The sequence below is a fragment of the Citrobacter sp. Igbk 16 genome (assembly GCF_028069755.1).
In the GTDB taxonomy this organism is placed as follows: domain Bacteria; phylum Pseudomonadota; class Gammaproteobacteria; order Enterobacterales; family Enterobacteriaceae; genus Citrobacter.
Window position 1 is genome coordinate 124,597 of the sequence record NZ_JANEWJ010000002.1, and the last position, 16,754, is coordinate 141,350.

19 protein-coding genes are annotated in these 16,754 nt (G+C 54.2%); all 19 read left to right on the forward strand.

Annotated elements, in window-relative coordinates:
• Nucleotides 1-103 precede the first annotated feature (103 nt).
• The 19 genes from NNO03_RS02275 to NNO03_RS02365 all read left to right on the forward strand — a co-directional run bounded on the left by NNO03_RS02275 (nt 104) and on the right by NNO03_RS02365 (nt 16,753).
• A complete protein-coding gene (locus NNO03_RS02275) occupies nt 104-1,150 on the forward strand; it encodes an AI-2E family transporter (RefSeq protein ID WP_202037518.1) in 1,047 nt (348 codons plus the stop codon).
• Between the two features lie 472 nt (nt 1,151-1,622).
• Nucleotides 1,623-2,000, forward strand: coding sequence for a hypothetical protein (locus tag NNO03_RS02280; protein ID WP_122973906.1), 378 nt, complete (start codon nt 1,623-1,625; stop codon nt 1,998-2,000).
• A 68-nt stretch (nt 2,001-2,068) separates the two neighbouring features.
• On the forward strand, nt 2,069-3,130 hold the full coding sequence (locus NNO03_RS02285) for a class I SAM-dependent methyltransferase (RefSeq protein WP_137381983.1): 1,062 nt from the start codon (nt 2,069-2,071) through the stop codon (nt 3,128-3,130).
• Between the two features lie 40 nt (nt 3,131-3,170).
• Nucleotides 3,171-3,893 carry a beta-ketoacyl synthase chain length factor gene (locus NNO03_RS02290; RefSeq protein ID WP_271448691.1) on the forward strand — a complete coding sequence of 241 codons (723 nt, stop codon included), beginning with the start codon at nt 3,171-3,173 and terminating at the stop codon, nt 3,891-3,893.
• Nucleotides 3,890-4,705: a 1-acyl-sn-glycerol-3-phosphate acyltransferase gene (locus tag NNO03_RS02295; RefSeq protein ID WP_271448692.1), complete on the forward strand. Its 816-nt coding sequence runs from the start codon at nt 3,890-3,892 to the stop codon at nt 4,703-4,705. Before NNO03_RS02290 ends, NNO03_RS02295 begins: the two co-directional genes overlap by 4 nt.
• On the forward strand, nt 4,686-4,943 hold the full coding sequence (locus NNO03_RS02300) for a phosphopantetheine-binding protein (RefSeq protein ID WP_048213596.1): 258 nt from the start codon (nt 4,686-4,688) through the stop codon (nt 4,941-4,943). Before NNO03_RS02295 ends, NNO03_RS02300 begins: the two co-directional genes overlap by 20 nt.
• A gap of 12 nt (nt 4,944-4,955) precedes the next feature.
• Entirely contained in the window at nt 4,956-5,207 is a 252-nt protein-coding gene (locus NNO03_RS02305) for an acyl carrier protein (RefSeq protein ID WP_005121566.1), read from the forward strand.
• Nucleotides 5,208-5,213: 6 nt separating this feature from the next.
• Nucleotides 5,214-5,795, forward strand: a complete 582-nt coding sequence (locus NNO03_RS02310; protein WP_202037516.1) for a hypothetical protein — start codon at nt 5,214-5,216, stop codon at nt 5,793-5,795.
• A complete protein-coding gene (locus NNO03_RS02315; protein WP_271448693.1) occupies nt 5,792-7,153 on the forward strand; it encodes an AMP-binding protein in 1,362 nt (453 codons plus the stop codon). The genes NNO03_RS02310 and NNO03_RS02315 overlap by 4 nt, the downstream gene beginning before the upstream one ends.
• The gene (locus NNO03_RS02320; protein ID WP_172741969.1) at nt 7,140-7,493 is read left to right on the forward strand and encodes a beta-hydroxyacyl-ACP dehydratase; all 354 of its coding nucleotides are present in this window, start codon (nt 7,140-7,142) and stop codon (nt 7,491-7,493) included. The genes NNO03_RS02315 and NNO03_RS02320 overlap by 14 nt, the downstream gene beginning before the upstream one ends.
• Nucleotides 7,484-9,175 carry a glycosyltransferase gene (locus tag NNO03_RS02325; protein ID WP_271448694.1) on the forward strand — a complete coding sequence of 564 codons (1,692 nt, stop codon included), beginning with the start codon at nt 7,484-7,486 and terminating at the stop codon, nt 9,173-9,175. Before NNO03_RS02320 ends, NNO03_RS02325 begins: the two co-directional genes overlap by 10 nt.
• A 3-nt stretch (nt 9,176-9,178) precedes the next feature.
• Entirely contained in the window at nt 9,179-9,601 is a 423-nt protein-coding gene (locus NNO03_RS02330; RefSeq protein ID WP_045448568.1) for a thioesterase family protein, read from the forward strand.
• Nucleotides 9,598-10,203 carry an outer membrane lipoprotein carrier protein LolA gene (locus NNO03_RS02335; RefSeq protein WP_271448695.1) on the forward strand — a complete coding sequence of 202 codons (606 nt, stop codon included), beginning with the start codon at nt 9,598-9,600 and terminating at the stop codon, nt 10,201-10,203. The genes NNO03_RS02330 and NNO03_RS02335 overlap by 4 nt, the downstream gene beginning before the upstream one ends.
• Nucleotides 10,172-12,490 (forward strand): MMPL family transporter, encoded by a 2,319-nt coding sequence (locus tag NNO03_RS02340; RefSeq protein WP_271448696.1) that lies wholly within the window; start codon nt 10,172-10,174, stop codon nt 12,488-12,490. The genes NNO03_RS02335 and NNO03_RS02340 overlap by 32 nt, the downstream gene beginning before the upstream one ends.
• The gene (locus tag NNO03_RS02345) at nt 12,487-13,155 is read left to right on the forward strand and encodes a DUF3261 domain-containing protein (RefSeq protein WP_271441304.1); all 669 of its coding nucleotides are present in this window, start codon (nt 12,487-12,489) and stop codon (nt 13,153-13,155) included. The genes NNO03_RS02340 and NNO03_RS02345 overlap by 4 nt, the downstream gene beginning before the upstream one ends.
• A gap of 1 nt (nt 13,156) precedes the next feature.
• Complete coding sequence (locus NNO03_RS02350; protein ID WP_271448697.1) at nt 13,157-14,326, forward strand: beta-ketoacyl-[acyl-carrier-protein] synthase family protein; 1,170 nt, start codon at nt 13,157-13,159, stop codon at nt 14,324-14,326.
• A complete protein-coding gene (locus tag NNO03_RS02355; RefSeq protein WP_271448698.1) occupies nt 14,323-14,799 on the forward strand; it encodes a 3-hydroxy-fatty acyl-ACP dehydratase in 477 nt (158 codons plus the stop codon). The genes NNO03_RS02350 and NNO03_RS02355 overlap by 4 nt, the downstream gene beginning before the upstream one ends.
• The gene (locus tag NNO03_RS02360; protein ID WP_271441301.1) at nt 14,796-15,527 is read left to right on the forward strand and encodes a 3-ketoacyl-ACP reductase FabG2; all 732 of its coding nucleotides are present in this window, start codon (nt 14,796-14,798) and stop codon (nt 15,525-15,527) included. The genes NNO03_RS02355 and NNO03_RS02360 overlap by 4 nt, the downstream gene beginning before the upstream one ends.
• A complete protein-coding gene (locus NNO03_RS02365) occupies nt 15,524-16,753 on the forward strand; it encodes a beta-ketoacyl-ACP synthase (protein ID WP_271441300.1) in 1,230 nt (409 codons plus the stop codon). The genes NNO03_RS02360 and NNO03_RS02365 overlap by 4 nt, the downstream gene beginning before the upstream one ends.
• Nucleotide 16,754 lies beyond the last annotated feature (1 nt).

Below are 16,754 nucleotides of genomic sequence, written 5' to 3' on the forward strand. Positions count from 1 at the left end.
TCATTTCTACCATGTTGCAGCCCAGAAATCAGTAACCAGATTAGGAATATCGGCAGCAAGCCAGCCGCTACACTTAATGCAAAAATGCACACAGGAAGAAGACATGACGACCATCCAGCCTGACAAAACAGGTTTGCACATTTTGCTTAAACTGGCCGCACTGGTGGTGATCCTCGCGGGTATACACGCCGCAGCCGATATTCTTGTGCAGCTACTGCTGGCCCTGTTTTTCGCCATTGTGTTGAACCCCCTGGTAACCTGGTTTATTCGTCGGGGGATCCGTCGCCCGGTAGCCATTACGCTGGTGGTCGTCGTGATGCTCATCGTCCTTACCGCACTGGTTGGTGTCCTGGCATCGTCGATCACAGAATTCATGGCCATGCTGCCCAAGTACAATAAGGAGCTGACGCGCAAAGTCCTGTATCTGCAAGAGATGGTGCCCTTTCTGAATTTGCATATGTCGCCAGAGCGCATCCTGCAACGTATCGATTCCGACAAGCTCATGACCTTCACAACCACGCTGATGACCAGCCTTTCCGGTGCGATGGCCAGCGTCGTTCTGCTGGTGATGACGGTGGTCTTTATGCTGTTTGAGGTACGCCACGTCCCCTATAAAATGCGCTTTGCGCTGAACAATCCGCAGATCCATATTGCGGGGCTGCATCGGGCATTAAAGGGCGTATCCCACTATCTGGCACTGAAAACGTTACTCAGCTTATGGACTGGCGCCATCGTCTGGCTGGGACTGGCGCTAATGGGCATTCAATTTGCTCTGATGTGGGGCGTGCTGGCCTTCCTGCTCAATTATGTGCCCAATATAGGCTCGGTTATTTCCGCCGTGCCGCCTATGATTCAGGCGTTGCTGTTCAATGGCCTGTACGAGTGCGTGCTGGTCGGCGCGCTGTTTCTGGTGGTGCATATGGTGATTGGCAATATCCTTGAGCCACGTATGATGGGGCATCGCCTGGGATTGTCGACGCTGATCGTTTTCCTTTCCCTGTTGGTGTGGGGATGGCTGCTCGGTCCCGTGGGCATGTTGCTCTCCGTCCCATTAACCAGCGTGTGTAAAATCTGGATGGAAACCACCACCGGTGGCAGCAAACTGGCCATTTTACTTGGTCCCGGCAGACCCAAAAGTCGGCTACCCTGAAAAACTACCAACCGAGGTAGTTTTTATCTTTTTATATGCCCGTTAAACTGATATCCATACAGGTATATATCGCAATTTATCTTAAATAAAGAGTGAAAAGGATTTCATTTTTTAATAAAGAAATTACATAAGTCAACGTACGGATGTCTTTGCCAAACCGCATAAGAATAATGAATCCCCCCATAGCATTTAACTCAAACTATCTGCCTATATTTAAAGGTTATTTTATTTGATACGTTTTATCTAAAAATCTATACTTCTCGCCGATGATTACGCTGAAAAATTTCCGTTGAAGAAAATCACCGAATATTACCATCCGGTAACCTCCGTCGCCTTGCTATCGGACACGTGAAATAAAATGCTAATTTAGCTTAAATAAAATCACAGGTGCTGCAGGGTGATCATTATTTCGAAGCTTATTATTAAACACGTATAAACAGTACTTTGAGAGGGAGTTTTAATGAAACAGTATATTAAGTGGTTTGCGGCCATTGCCGTTGTCGGTGCGCTGGCGGGATGTGCGCGTACTGCGCCAATCGATCAAGTTCACACCAGCGTAAGCGCGGGGCACACTCAGGATCAGGTTAAAACCGCGATTCTGAAAGCGGGCATTCAACGCCAATGGGTCATGTCTGAAGCCGGTCCTGGTGTCATTAAAGCACGCCAACAAACCCGCGACCATGTGGCTGAAGTCCGTATCACCTATACCGCCACCAGCTATGACATTAAATACGACAGCAGCCTTAACCTGCAGGCTTCTGGTGGAAAAATCCATAAAAACTACAACCGCTGGGTACGCAATCTGGATAAAGACATCCAGCTCAATCTGTCAGCCGGTGCCAATCTGTAATTACGCCTAAAGTCGGGCCGAAAAGGCCCGATACTCTTACTCTCTGCCATTTAACAGGTTGTCCCCACATGTACGAACAGGATTCGCTTAGCGCACTGGATGCCATTACTGAAGCACAACGTATCGCCTTTGCCCCTATGCTTTTTCAAACCGCGTTGTGTCTGCGAAATGCGGGAGTACTCACCTGGCTGGACAAGCAAGGTAAACGCGGTGCCACGCTCGACGAAATTACCGAGAACAGCACCATAAACGAATATGCCGCCAGCATCCTGTTGGATATGGGGTTAAGTGGGCGAATCATTACCCACAAAGAAGGATATTATTACCTCGCAAAAGTCGGCCACTTCCTTTTACATGACACGATGACGCGTGTGAATATGGATTTCACCCAGGATGTTTGTTATCAGGGACTGTTCTATCTGGAGAATGCGCTGAAAGAAGGGAAACCCGCTGGATTAAAAATTTTTGGCGACTGGCCAACAATCTATCCTGCACTGTCACAATTACCCCTGGCTGCGCGTGAAAGTTGGTTCGCTTTCGATCATTACTATTCAGATGGCGCATTTGATGCCGCATTGCCATATGTATTCGCCAGCGCCCCTGCAACCCTGTACGATGTCGGCGGAAATACCGGAAAATGGGCATTACGTTGTTGTCAACATGATGACAATATTGCAGTCACTCTATTAGATTTGCCGCAACAAATTGCACTTGCCCGCGAAAATATCGAAAATGCGGGATTATCCCATCGCATAAATTTCCATGCTGTGGATATGCTTAGCGACTCGCCTTTACCCGCAGAGGCAGATATCTGGTGGATGAGCCAATTTCTGGACTGTTTTTCCCCGGAACAAATTATCGCCATACTGAGCAACATTGCTCGGGTGATGAAACCGGGCGCGAAGCTGTGCATTATGGAACTGTTTTGGGATGCCCAAAAATTTGAAGCAGCCTCATTTAGCCTGAATGCGTCTTCGCTTTATTTTACCTGTATGGCGAATGGCAACAGCCGTTTCTACAGCGTAGAGAAGTTTTATCACTATCTGAATCAGGCAGGTTTTCAGGTAGATGAACGCCACGACAACTTAGGTGTTGGGCATACTTTATTGATATGTCAGAAGAAAAAATAAGAAACAATCGGAACAACCGATTTACCGCGGATACGCGTTGATGAAATTTGCATTCAACATTATCGACTGGCAGGCCAAGGCGCCAGGGTTAAGCGAAACAGAACAGTGGCATGAATGGTCACGGTTTTCGCACGCCATCGATCCCACCGCGCCATTGGCTAAACTCAGCGAGTTACCAATGATGACGGCTCGCCGCCTCAGCTCCGGTAGTAAACTGGCCGTTGATTGCGGGCTGGCGATGCTACGCCGTCATGATATCGACGCCGTGTTGTACACCAGCCGCCATGGTGAACTGGAGCGTAACTACAGGATCCTGCACGCCCTGGCGACTGAGCAGGCACTCTCACCGACCGATTTCGCCCTCTCTGTGCATAATTCTGCGGTGGGAAACCTGACCATTGCCGCGAAAAAACCGATTGTCTCCTCCTCGCTTTCTGCTGGCAGGGATACGTTCCAGCAAGGGCTGTGCGAAGTCATCGGGCTGTTGCAGGCGGGATATCAGCGTGTATTGATGGTCGATTTCGACGGTTTTCTGCCCGAGTTTTATCATCCACAGTTGCCGCCTGATATGCCGACATGGCCGTTTGCCGTTGCATTGGTTATTGAATCCGGTGATCGCTGGCAATGCGAAACCCGTCCACACCGCGCGCAAGGTGAGACGTCATTGCCACAGAGTCTGTTGTTTTTACAACATTATTTGCAAGATACCGCGGCGTTTACCCTGCCAGGCGAACGCGTACAGTGGCAGTGGAGTCAGGGATGAACACGATTTTCCTGCGGCTTAATTGGGTATGGCGACTGGTGATGACCGGTTTTTGCTTTGCCCTGTTTGGCCTCGGCGGACTGCTCCTTTCTACCGTCTGGTTTAACGTATTGCTCATCGCAGTATGGGATAAAGCCCGGCGTCGGCGTATCGCCAGACGCAGCATTGCTGCCAGTTTTCGCCTCTTTTTAACGGTGGTGAAGCGACTTGGCGTGCTGGATTACCAGATTGCAGGACGAGACATTTTACGCAACGAAAAAGGGTGCCTGGTCGTTGCCAATCATCCGACGCTCATCGACTACGTGCTACTGGCCTCGGTCATGCCAGAAACCGACTGTCTGGTGAAAAGCGCATTACTAAAGAACCCGTTTCTCGGCGGCGTGGTCCGGGCAGCAGATTATCTGATTAACAGTCAGGCTGATGCGCTGTTACCCGCGTGCCAGCAACGTCTGGAACAAGGCGATACCATTTTAATTTTCCCCGAGGGAACCCGTACACGCCCCGGAGAGGAAATGACGTTACAGCGTGGTGCGGCGAATATCGCCGTACGCTGCAGCAGCGATTTACGCATCGTCACCATTAACTGCAGCGAACAAATGCTGGATAAAGAAAGCAAATGGTACGACGTCCCATCGATAAAGCCCATGTTCACCATTTCAGTACACGAACGGGTTAAGATCGACCAATTTTACGACGCAAATTCACAAGAACCGGCGCTGGCCGCAAGGCAGTTGAACCGGCATCTTTTGCTTCAATTACAACCAGGTACTTTACCTCTTTCAGGAATTAATGATGCAAGCGCTTTATCTTGAAATCAAAAATCTCATTATAACGACATTGAATCTCGACGAACTGACAGCTGACGATATTGATACCGAAGCGGCACTCTTTGGCGATGGATTAGGTCTGGACTCAATCGACGCCCTGGAGCTGGGGCTGGCGGTGAAAAACGAGTATGGCGTGGTCCTCTCAGCAGAGAGCGAAGAAATGCGTCAGCACTTCTTCTCCGTCGCCACGCTGGCATCGTTCATTCACGCGCAACGTGCCTGAGGATAGTCCGTTATGACCGAACAAAAAGCCATTTACGAAGAAGTCTCCTCACTGCTGGTCAAGCTGTTTGAAGTCGACCCGCAGGACATTAAGCCTGAGGCGCGCCTGTACGAAGATCTGGAACTCGACAGCATCGACGCCGTCGACATGATCGTGCATCTGCAAAAGAAAACCGGTAAGAAAATCAAGCCGGAAGAGTTCAAAGCAGTACGCACCGTACAAGATGTCGTCGACGCGGTAGAACGCCTTCTCAAAGAAGCGTAATTCACCGTGTCGGGCACTCGCTCGCTGCCAGTCGTACAACTGCTAACAGGCCTACTGTTGTTGGCCTGGCCGTTTTTGATCTGGTTTGGCCTTGCGCATAACAGTCTGCACTGGTTGCTACCGTTGATGGCGCTACTCCTTTTTTTACGCTTTCGCCAGACCCGGCGACAGGCGGGGCCGTTGCGCGTCGTGACACAGGTCGTGGCGGTCGCGGGTATCACGTTGTGCATTGCCAGTTATCTGCTCAAAACGCATCAGTTGCTGCTGTTTTACCCGGTAGTGGTAAACGGCGTCATGCTGTCGGTATTTGGTGGTTCTCTGTGGTCCGCGATGCCCATTGTTGAACGCCTGGCGCGGCTGCGCGACCCAAATCTGCCCGAGGCAGGAGTACGCTACACACGCCGTGTGACACAAATCTGGTGCGCCTTTTTCATCATCAATGGCAGCGTTGCGCTCTTTACCGCACTGAATGGCGATATGACCCTGTGGACGACCTGGAACGGTATGGTTTCCTATCTGCTGATGGGAACATTGATGGTCGGCGAGTGGTTAGTTCGCCAACTAGTGATAAAACGAGATACCCAATGAAGCAGCCCCTCACACTTGCTCAATGGCTCTGTGACCTACGCCCAAACGACGTTCCTGTTGCGTGGCAGGAAGAGCATACCTGGACGCTGGGTCATCTGCGCCACGATGTGGCCCAGTTGATAACGTACCTGCAGCAGCAGGAAGGTGAGCGCTGGGCATTATGCTTCGAGAACAGCTATTTATTTATCGTCGCGCTACTGGCCACGCTACATGCTGGCAAAACGCCAGTGATCCCTGGGCATTGTCGCGTTTCGTTGTTAAACGAGCAGCACAGGCTGTTTGACGGGGTACTGAGCGATAAAGCGCTGGAGTGGCAGGGAGTGCTGCGGGTGGTCAGTTCTGCCATGACACCCGTGACCCACGACATCACGTTTCCGGCAATACGCAGCGACGCCTTTGTGGAGCTGTTCACTTCCGGTTCGACCGGCCAGCCGAAACGCGTGATCAAACCGATCGCTCGCCTGGATAGCGAAGCGGCATTGCTCGCGACGCGCTTTGCCGATCGTCTGGCAGGTTGCCGGGTGGTCGCATCAGTGGTTCCGCAACATCTGTATGGTCTGACGTTCCGTATCTTCTTGCCGATGGCCTTAGGTCTACCGCTGCACGCAGCAATGCTGTGGTATGCCGAACAACTGGCGGCGTTGAGCCATGAGCATCGGTATGCGTTTATCAGCAGTCCGGCGTTTCTGAAACGCCTCGACCACCACCTGGCACCGCCGCCGGTCGAACTGATACTGTCTGCGGGTGGTATGCTGCCCTGGCAAGACGTCACCCAGGCTGCTGACTGGCTGAATGTCTGGCCCGATGAGATCTACGGCAGCACTGAAACCGGAGTCCTTGCGTGGCGTTATCGCCATCAAGATGATGTGGCATGGCTGCCTTTTCCCGGCGTCAGATTTCAACCAGAAAATGACGCGTTTCGCGTATTTTCACCGCTAATTGCCGCTGATGATGGCCTGTTGCTGGATGATATTCTGCAATTTACTGAAAACGGTCAGTTTCGCCTGATGGGCAGGCGTGGGCGAGTCGTCAAGATTGAAGAGAAACGCATTTCACTCAGCGAAGTGGAGCAACGCTTGCTGGCGCTGGACGGTATCCGTGACGTCGCGGCATTGCCGGTCTCACGCGGGGGGCGCCAGGGCGTTGGCGTCCTGCTGGTACTGGATGACAAAGCCCATCAACGCTGGATCGAGTGCGGAGGAAAACCGCAAGAACTGACCTGGCGACGTTCGCTGTTGCCCTGGCTGGAGCCGGTCGCCGTTCCCCGCTACTGGCGGGTGATTGATGAAATTCCGGTCAACAGTATGAACAAGCGTGTCTATGCGCAATTACAGGAGTTATTTCATGAAACCCCATGAAATCGAGCGCCATCAGGCACAGCCTCAACAGGCTGAGATTGTTTTACATCTCGACCCTTCGCTGTTTTGGTTCAGCGGACATTTTGCCGTGCAGCCACTGCTGCCAGGCGTTGCACAACTGGATTGGGCGATGCATTACGCCACCACGTTGCTGGTCCCTGGCTGGCGTTTTCACAGTATTCAGAACGTGAAGTTCCAGTCACCGCTATTGCCTGGAACCACCGTCACCCTGAGTCTGAGCTGGCAGGAAGAACGTCAGATGCTCTCTTTTAGTTACCAGCGCCACGACGGTGAAGCGCGCCATACCGCCAGCAGTGGGAAGATTCGGTTATGCCGCTGACGTTTTCCCCGTGCGTGTTGATCCCCTGCTATAACCACGGCGCGATGATGTCGGGCGTATTGGAGCGTCTTCAGCCGTTCAATCTCCCCTGCATTGTAGTGGACGATGGCAGCGACAAGACCACACGAGATGAACTGGCACGCCTGGCGGCAGAATACCTCAATCTGACGTTAATTCGCCTGCCGGTCAACGCAGGCAAAGGCGCGGCGGTAATTAGCGGAATACAGGCGGCGGCAGATGCCGGGTTCAGTCATGCCGTGCAGGTCGATGCCGACGGGCAGCATGCCATTGAAGATATTCCCAGGCTGCTGGCATTGGCAAAAAAACATCCGACAGCGCTCATTTCCGGACAACCGATTTACGATGATTCTGTTCCTCGCTCGCGCCTGTACGGACGCTGGGTAACTCACATCTGGGTGTGGATAGAAACGCTCTCGTTGCAGCTAAAAGACAGCATGTGTGGTTTCCGTGTGTATCCGGTGGCACCTACACTGCAACTGGCACAGCGCGTGACGCTCGGCAAACGGATGGATTTTGATACCGAAGTGATGGTGCGCCTCTACTGGCAAGGCAACACCAGCTATTTTATCCCAACGCGAGTCACCTATCCGCAGGACGGGCTATCCCATTTCGACGCGCTCAAAGACAATCTGCGCATTTCATTAATGCACACTCGCCTGTTTTTTGGCATGTTGCCGCGTATCCCCTCCCTGCTTTTTCGTCGTTCATCAACACACTGGGCGCAGCAGCAGGAAGTCAAAGGGTTGTGGGGAATGCGTCTGATGCTGCTGGTCTGGCGTTTACTCGGTCGCAAAGCCTTCTCCCTGCTACTGTATCCGGTAGTCGGCGTTTACTGGCTCACCGCATCAACTGCCCGAAAAGCCTCTCAGAGCTGGATTAGCCGCGTACGGGCGCAACTGATCGCACGCCGGATGCCAGTACCGTCAAACCTGACCAGTTATCAGCATTTCCTGCGTTTTGGCGGCGCGATGTTGGATAAGATTGCCAGCTGGCGCGGTGAGCTGCACATCGGCCGCGATGTTGTTTTTGCACCAGGCGCAGAAGAAACGCTAAATGTCAGCGACCCGCGAGGAAAACTGCTGCTGGCTTCGCATCTGGGTGATGTCGAAGCCTGTCGGGCACTGGCCCAACTACAGGGCAGTAAGACAATCAATGCGCTGGTATTTAGCGATAACGCCCAACGCTTTAAACAAATCATGGAAGAGATGGCCCCGCAGGCTGGGTTAAACCTGCTTCCGGTGAACGATATCGGCCCGGATACCGCCATTCTGCTCAAAGAGAAACTGGATCGTGGCGAATGGATAGCCATCGTCGGCGATCGCATCGCCGTCACTACCCAACGTGGCGGCGAATGGCGTGTCTGCTGGAGCCGCTTTATGGGACACGTTGCGCCATTCCCACAGGGCCCGTTCATTCTTGCGTCTATTTTACGCTGCCCGGTGGATCTGATTTTCGCCCTGCGCCAGCAGGAGAAGCTACATATCCACTGCGAACCGTTTGCTGACCCGCTGCTCTTGCCACGCGCTACCCGACAACAGGCATTACAACATACCGTCGATCGCTACGCCGAACGCCTTGAGCACTATGCACTTCAGTCGCCACTCGACTGGTTTAACTTTTTCGATTTCTGGCAACTGCCGGACACCAAAGACAAGGAGTAAAGGGTGCTTAACGATCCCCGCTTTACGGCTGAAGTCGAGCTGACTATTCCGTTTCACGACGTCGATATGATGGGTGTAGCGTGGCATGGCAACTACTTCCGCTATTTCGAGATTGCCCGTGAGGCACTGCTGAACCAATTCGATTACGGTTATCGGCAGATGAAAGAATCTGGCTATCTGTGGCCCGTGGTCGACACTCGCGTGAAGTATCGCAATGCCCTGACTTTCGAGCAGCGTATCCGTGTACGCGCCCAAATTAAAGAGTTCGAAAATCGCCTGCGTATCGGCTACGAAATTTTTGATGCTGAAACAGGGAAACGCGCCACAACAGGCTACACCATCCAGGTCGCCGTAGACGAAAAAAGCCGTGAACTGTGCTTTGTCAGCCCCGATATTCTGTTTGAACGGATGGGAGTGACACCATGAAATTATGGCCATTGCTCCTGCTGCTCGTCAGCCCTTTCGTCAGCGCCCTGACGCTTGACGCCCTGCAACAGCGTTTTACCGAACAACCGGTGGTTCGCGCCCACTTCGATCAAACCCGGACGATAAAGGATCTGCCGCAGCCGCTACGATCTCAGGGCAACATGCTGATCGCCCGCGACCAGGGCCTGTTATGGGACCAAACCGCGCCGTTCCCGATGCAGTTGCTACTGGATGACAAACGGATGGTTCAGGCGATTAACGGTCAACCGCCGCAGACCATCACCGCGGAGAATAACCCGCAAATGTTCCAGTTTAACCATCTGCTACGGGCGCTATTCCAGGCGGATCGTAAGGTGCTGGAAAAAAACTTCCGCGTGGCGTTTGCAGACTTAGGGGACGGTCGCTGGACGCTACGCCTGACGCCAATCACCACCCCGCTGGATAAGATTTTTGCGACGATTGATTTAGCCGGCAAGACCTATCTGGAGAGTATTCAGCTCAATGATAAGCAGGGCGATCGTACCGATATCGCGCTTTCCCAACACCAACTCACGCCAGCGCAACTGACCGATGACGAACGCCAACGCTTTACCGCCCAGTAAACGCCCCGCGCTGCTATGGGGAGCCGCCTGCCTGATTCTGCTTGGCGTCCTGCTGACGCTGCTACCTCAGGCCCGGCTTAACAGCAGCGTGCTGGCCATGTTGCCAAAGCAGACGCTGGGGGCCATCCCGCCGAGTCTGAACGAGGGGTTTATGCAGCGCCTTGACCGGCAATTGGTCTGGCTGGTGAGCCCCGGTAAACAACCGGACCCGGCGGCGGCGCGCGACTGGCTGGCGCTACTGCAAAAATCGCACGCGCTGGCTCAGGTGAAAGGCCCGATGGATGCCAACAGCCAGCAGGCCTGGGGGGCTTTCTTCTGGCAACATCGTAACGGCCTGATAGATAACGACACCCGCGCCCGTCTGCAAAACGGCGGCGAAGCGCAGGCCCAGTGGATTCTGTCCCAGCTTTACTCGGCGTTCTCCGGCGTCAGCGGCAAAGAGCTACAAAACGACCCTCTCATGCTGATGCGCGGCTCGCAGTTGGCCATGGCTAAAAATGGGCAGCGTTTACGCCTGATGGACGGCTGGCTGGTCACGCAGGACGAGCAAGGCAACTACTGGTATCTGTTACATGGCGAGCTGACCGGTTCATCGTTTGATATGCAACAGACGCACCAATTGGTCACTACACTGAATACGCTGGAAGGTGAGTTCAAAACCCACTATCCGCAGGCACAACTGCTGTCTCGCGGGACGCTGTTCTACAGCGATTACGCCAGCCAGCAGGCGAAACAGGATATCTCGACCCTCGGCATAGCGACCGTGATCGGGGTGATCCTGCTCATCGTGGCCGTGTTTCGTTCGCTGCGTCCGCTGCTGCTGTGCCTGATTTCAATTGGTATTGGCGCGCTGGCGGGAACCGTCGTCACGCTGCTGATTTTTGGCGAGCTCCATCTGATGACGCTGGTGATGAGCATGAGCATCATCGGTATTTCCGCCGACTATACGCTCTACTATTTGACCGAGCGGATGGTGCACGGTGCAGAAACATCGCCATGGCAAAGCCTTGCCAAAGTACGCAATGCCCTGCTCCTGGCACTACTGACCACCGTGGCGGCGTATCTGATTATGATGCTCGCCCCCTTCCCCGGTATTCGCCAGATGGCGGTATTCGCGGCGGTGGGTCTGAGTGCCTCATGTTTGACAGTCATTTTCTGGCACCCGTGGTTGTGTCATAGGTTGCCAGTGCGCCCGGTTCCGGCAATGGTACTCATGCTACGCTGGCTTGCCGCCTGGCGGCGGAATAAGACAGTATCCGTTGGCCTGCCGGTGGCGCTGGCATTGTTCTCGTTGGCAGGTATGGCGACGCTACGTGTAGACGATGATATCTCCCAGTTACAGGCGCTGCCGCAGGGCATTCTCGCTCAGGAAAAAGCGATTACCGCCCTGACCGGGCAAAGCGTCGACCAGAAGTGGTTTGTCGTGTACGGCAAATCCGCTCAGCAAACGCTGGAGCGACTGGAAGCCTTTACTCCCGCGCTGGAAGAGGCAAAAAAAGACGGATTACTCAGCGGATATCGCACCATTCCGTTAAATTCGCTCACCCGGCAGCAGCAGGATCTCACCCTGTTAAAAGATGCCGCACCCGCCGTCACAAAGGCCTTAAACAGCGCCGGACTGGCAACGGTGAAACCCGATCTTAGCGCTATGCCGGTCACCGTCGATGCCTGGCTTTCCAGCCCGGCCAGTGAGGGCTGGCGCTTGCTGTGGCTGTCGCTGGCGGACGGCGAAAGCAGCGTACTGGTTCCCGTTGAAGGCGTGAAACAAAGTGATGCTTTAAACACACTCAGCACGAAATATTCCGGTGTTGCATGGGTGGATCGTAAGAGCAGCTTTGACAATCTGTTTGCCCTTTATCGCCATATTCTGACGGGCTTGCTGTGTGTTGCACTGGCAGTAATTGCCTGTGGCGCCGTGATTCGACTTGGCTGGCGTAAGGGCTTAATTAGCCTGGTCCCCTCCGTGTTATCTTTAGGTTGTGGTCTGGCGGTACTGGCCCTGAGTGGCCATGCGCTCAACTTGTTCTCACTGCTGGCATTGGTGTTGGTACTGGGAATTGGCATTAACTACACGCTGTTTTTCAGTAATCCACGCGGTACGCCACTGACGTCACTACTGGCTATCACGCTGGCGATGATGACCACGCTCCTGACGCTCGGCATGCTGGTCTTTAGCGCCACTCAGGCAATCAGCAGTTTTGGCATTGTGCTGGTAAGCGGCATTTTCACCGCCTTCCTGCTATCACCGCTGGCGATGCCAACGAAAAGAGAGAAGAAAAAACGATGAGTAAACCGATATTTCGTTGGTTGAGTGGGCTTTTGCCGGATGGCGGCATTGTCGGTCAACACCAGCGCATCAATTGTAGGCCGGATAAGCACAGCGCCATCCGGCGGGGCCTGCTCGTCGCCACGTTACTGCTGGCCGGATGCGGCCACTCGCAGCCGGAACAGCAAGGCCGTCCGCAAGCCTGGTTAGAGCCGGGCGCTCGTGTGACGCTACCTGCTCCGGGGATTTCTCCCGCGGTGAATTCACAACAGCTGCTGACCGGAAGTTTTAACGGCAAAACTCAGTCGCTGTTGGTCATGCTTAACGCTGATGATAAGAAAATCACACTGGCCGGCTTGTCATCAGTTGGCATTCGCCTGTTCCTCGTGACTTACGATGAAAAAGGATTGCACACCGAGCAATCGATCATCGTTCCGCAACTGCCGCCCGCCAGTCAGGTGCTGGCTGACGTGATGCTCAGCCATTGGCCAATTAGCGCCTGGCAACCGCAATTACCTCAAGGCTGGAGGCTCGTCGATACGGGTGATACGCGTGAACTGCGCAATAGCCGCGGCAAACTGGTCACGGAAATCACGTATCTGAATCGAAAAGGAAAACGCGAACCGATCAGCATTGAGCAGCACGTATTTAAATACCACATCACCATTCAATACCTGGGTGACTGAGATGATCTACATTTCTGCCGTTGGCATGATTAACGCGTTGGGCAATAACACCGATGAAATCGCAGCCAACCTCACACGTGGCATCGCGCCGGGAATGCGCCCACGCGCGAACTGGCTGCAAGGACACCCACCCGCCGTATTAGCAGGCGTAGACGGTGAGCTGCCCGCGATCCCTCAGCAATTTAGCGCACATCGTTCGCGCAATAACCAGCTACTGCTGGCCGCACTGGCACAAATCCAGCCGCAGGTGGACGACGCTATCACCCGGTTTGGCCGCGATCGTATTGCTGTCGTTCTCGGTACCAGCACCTCCGGTCTGGATGAAGGTGACGTTCACGTTGATCTAATACTCAACGACAAAGAGAGCACCGACTGGCGCTACCCGCAGCAGGAACTGGGCGATCCGTCGCGTTTTCTTAGCCACTGGCTGGCGCTGGATGGCCCGGCCTTTACGCTCTCAACCGCCTGCTCGTCCAGTGCGCGGGCTATCATGAGCGGGCGTCGCTTAATCGAATCTGGTTTGGTGGATATTGCCATTGTCGGCGGTGCCGATACGCTAAGCCGAATGCCAATCAACGGATTCCACAGTCTGGAATCGCTCTCCCCAACACGATGCCAGCCGTTTGGCCGCGACCGCAACGGGATCACCATCGGCGAAGGTGCCGCATTGATGGTATTAACCCGCGAGCCACAGCCCATTGCACTCCTGGGCGTCGGCGAATCCAGCGATGCGTACCATATTTCGGCTCCCCACCCGCAGGGAGAAGGTGCCATTCGCGCCATAGGCCAGGCACTTAACGACGCAGGAATGACACCGGAACACGTGGGCTATATCAATCTGCACGGAACGGCCACTCCGCTAAATGATCAAATTGAATCCAACGTCGTGAGCACACTATTTGGCGACACGGTCCCATGCAGCTCGACCAAACACCTGACCGGCCACACGCTGGGTGCTGCGGGGATCACCGAAGCCGCGATCAGTATGCTGATTCTGCAACGCAACCTGCCACTGCCACCGCAGGATTTCAGCCAGTCACCGCGCGATGAAACATTGCCCCCCTGCGGCATCATTGAACAGCCGCAGCCGCTGACTCGTCCAGTAATCTTATCTAACTCGTTCGCCTTCGGCGGTAATAATGCCAGCATCCTGCTCGGGAGAATCTCATGAGCCACTATTTATCACCGGGCGATTATTTACCGCATGATGCACCGATGCTGCTCCTTGAAGAGGTCGTCAGTGTGGCGGACGAAACCGCCACCTGCCACGTTACGGTATCAGCAAACAGCGTACTGGCCCCTTTCCTCGACCCTGATGGCAATTTGCCCGGCTGGTTCGCACTGGAATTAATGGCGCAGACCATTGGCGTCTGGTCTGGCTGGCACCGCCAGCAACACGGTCAGGCGAGTATTGCGTTAGGTATGGTGCTGGGCGCACGCGAGTTAGTCTGTGCTGCGGGTGTTCTGCCTGCCGGGAAGATACTGAGCATCCATGTCAAATTGCTGATGCAGGATGCACGATTCGGTAGCTTTGAATGCGTCATTCAGGCAGACAACAAGACGCTGGCAACCGGTCGCGTCAACACCTTCCAGCCAACAGCAGAAGAAATTAACACGCTATTTCAACAAGGAGCGTCCACATGAGTCGTTCAGTTTTAGTTACGGGTGCCAGCAAAGGTATCGGTCGCGCCATCGCCAGACAACTGGCGGCAGACGGCTTTGTGGTCGGCGTGCACTATCATCGCGATGCGCAAGGTGCACAAGACACACTGGAGGCTATCCTCGCCGCGGGCGGCACAGGGCGTCTGTTGACGTTTGACGTTGCCAATCGCGAGCAGTGCCGTGAAGTACTGGAGCACGATATTGAGGTTAACGGCGCATGGTACGGTATTGTCAGCAACGCCGGGGTGACGCGTGATGCCGCCTTCCCTGCACTCAGTGATAACGACTGGGATGCGGTGATCCACACCAACCTCGACAGCTTTTACAACGTCATTCATCCGTGCATTATGCCAATGATTAGCGCACGCCAGGGTGGTCGTATCATCACATTGTCTTCGGTATCCGGCGTGATGGGCAACCGCGGTCAGGTTAATTACAGTGCAGCAAAAGCCGGTATTATTGGCGCCACCAAAGCGCTGGCCATCGAACTGGCAAAACGCAAAATTACCGTAAACTGCATTGCACCAGGACTGATTGATACCGGGATGATCGAGATGGAAGAAGCCGCATTGAAAGAGGCGATGTCGATGATCCCCATGAAACGGATAGGTCAGGCTGAAGAAGTGGCCGGGCTTGCCAGCTATTTAATGTCGGATGTGGCGGGCTATGTCACTCGCCAGGTGATTTCCATCAATGGAGGGATGTTATGACACGTCGTGTCGTGATTACAGGCATGGGCGGCGTCACCGCCTTTGGGGAAAACTGGCAGGATGTCTCCGCCAGGCTATTGGCGTATGAAAATGCGGTACGCAAAATGCCGGAGTGGCAGGTTTATGACGGACTGCACACGCTGTTGGGTGCGCCGATCGACAACTTCACGCTGCCGGAACACTATACCCGCAAGCGCATTCGCGCCATGGGTCGCGTGTCGCTGATGTCCACTCGCGCATCAGAACTGGCGTTAGAGCAGGCCGGACTGATTGGCGATCGGGTACTGACCAACGGTGAAACCGGAATAGCATACGGTTCCTCCACAGGCAGCACCGGGCCGGTGAGTGAGTTCGCGACCATGCTGACCGAGAAGCACACCAATAACATCACCGGCACAACCTACGTGCAAATGATGCCGCACACCACGGCCGTTAACACCGGATTATTTTTCGGCCTGCGTGGGCGAGTCATCCCGACATCCAGCGCCTGCACCTCCGGTAGCCAGGCCATTGGTTACGCATGGGAAGCCATCCGTCACGGCTATCAAACGGTGATGGTTGCCGGTGGTGCAGAAGAACTGTGCCCTTCCGAAGCCGCCGTATTTGATACGCTGTTCGCCACCAGCCAGCGCAATGACGAACCGAAAACCACCCCCTCCCCATTCGATGAAAAACGCGATGGTCTGGTCATCGGAGAAGGTGCTGGTACGCTGGTGCTGGAGGAGTTGGAACACGCTAAAGCACGCGGAGCAACGATTTACGGTGAAATCGTCGGCTTTGCCACTAACTGCGATGCTGCCCATATCACCCAGCCACAGCGTGAAACAATGCAGATTTGCATGGAAAAATCGCTGAGCATGGCCGGTATTAGCGCCCAGGATATCGGCTATATTTCCGCGCACGGTACCGCAACCGATCGTGGCGATATTGCAGAAAGTCAGGCGACTGCCGCAATTTATGGTGATAATGTGCCGCTATCCTCGCTTAAAAGCTATTTTGGGCATACCCTTGGCGCTTGTGGCGCACTGGAGGCCTGGATGAGTCTGCAAATGATGCGTGAAGGCTGGTTTGCGCCTACGCTGAATTTGAGTCAGCCAGATGCCAATTGTGGCGCGCTGGATTACATTATGGGTGAAGCCCGCAAGATTGATTGCGAGTTTTTGCAGAGCAACAACTTTGCGTTTGGCGGCATCAATACTTCTATCATCATCAAACGTTGGCCGTGAT

What these genes read in the sequence shown, in the direction of transcription:
- NNO03_RS02275 (WP_202037518.1), top strand. Translation starts at nt 104, where the DNA reads ATGACGACCATCCAGCCTGACAAAACAGGTTTGCACATTTTGCTTAAA.
- NNO03_RS02285 (WP_137381983.1), top strand. Translation starts at nt 2,069, where the DNA reads ATGTACGAACAGGATTCGCTTAGCGCACTGGATGCCATTACTGAAGCA.
- NNO03_RS02290 (WP_271448691.1), top strand. Translation starts at nt 3,171, where the DNA reads ATGAAATTTGCATTCAACATTATCGACTGGCAGGCCAAGGCGCCAGGG.
- NNO03_RS02295 (WP_271448692.1), top strand. Translation starts at nt 3,890, where the DNA reads ATGAACACGATTTTCCTGCGGCTTAATTGGGTATGGCGACTGGTGATG.
- NNO03_RS02300 (WP_048213596.1), top strand. Translation starts at nt 4,686, where the DNA reads ATGCAAGCGCTTTATCTTGAAATCAAAAATCTCATTATAACGACATTG.
- NNO03_RS02305 (WP_005121566.1), top strand. Translation starts at nt 4,956, where the DNA reads ATGACCGAACAAAAAGCCATTTACGAAGAAGTCTCCTCACTGCTGGTC.
- NNO03_RS02315 (WP_271448693.1), top strand. Translation starts at nt 5,792, where the DNA reads ATGAAGCAGCCCCTCACACTTGCTCAATGGCTCTGTGACCTACGCCCA.
- NNO03_RS02320 (WP_172741969.1), top strand. Translation starts at nt 7,140, where the DNA reads ATGAAACCCCATGAAATCGAGCGCCATCAGGCACAGCCTCAACAGGCT.
- NNO03_RS02325 (WP_271448694.1), top strand. Translation starts at nt 7,484, where the DNA reads ATGCCGCTGACGTTTTCCCCGTGCGTGTTGATCCCCTGCTATAACCAC.
- NNO03_RS02335 (WP_271448695.1), top strand. Translation starts at nt 9,598, where the DNA reads ATGAAATTATGGCCATTGCTCCTGCTGCTCGTCAGCCCTTTCGTCAGC.
- NNO03_RS02340 (WP_271448696.1), top strand. Translation starts at nt 10,172, where the DNA reads ATGACGAACGCCAACGCTTTACCGCCCAGTAAACGCCCCGCGCTGCTA.
- NNO03_RS02345 (WP_271441304.1), top strand. Translation starts at nt 12,487, where the DNA reads ATGAGTAAACCGATATTTCGTTGGTTGAGTGGGCTTTTGCCGGATGGC.
- NNO03_RS02350 (WP_271448697.1), top strand. Translation starts at nt 13,157, where the DNA reads ATGATCTACATTTCTGCCGTTGGCATGATTAACGCGTTGGGCAATAAC.
- NNO03_RS02355 (WP_271448698.1), top strand. Translation starts at nt 14,323, where the DNA reads ATGAGCCACTATTTATCACCGGGCGATTATTTACCGCATGATGCACCG.
- NNO03_RS02360 (WP_271441301.1), top strand. Translation starts at nt 14,796, where the DNA reads ATGAGTCGTTCAGTTTTAGTTACGGGTGCCAGCAAAGGTATCGGTCGC.
- NNO03_RS02365 (WP_271441300.1), top strand. Translation starts at nt 15,524, where the DNA reads ATGACACGTCGTGTCGTGATTACAGGCATGGGCGGCGTCACCGCCTTT.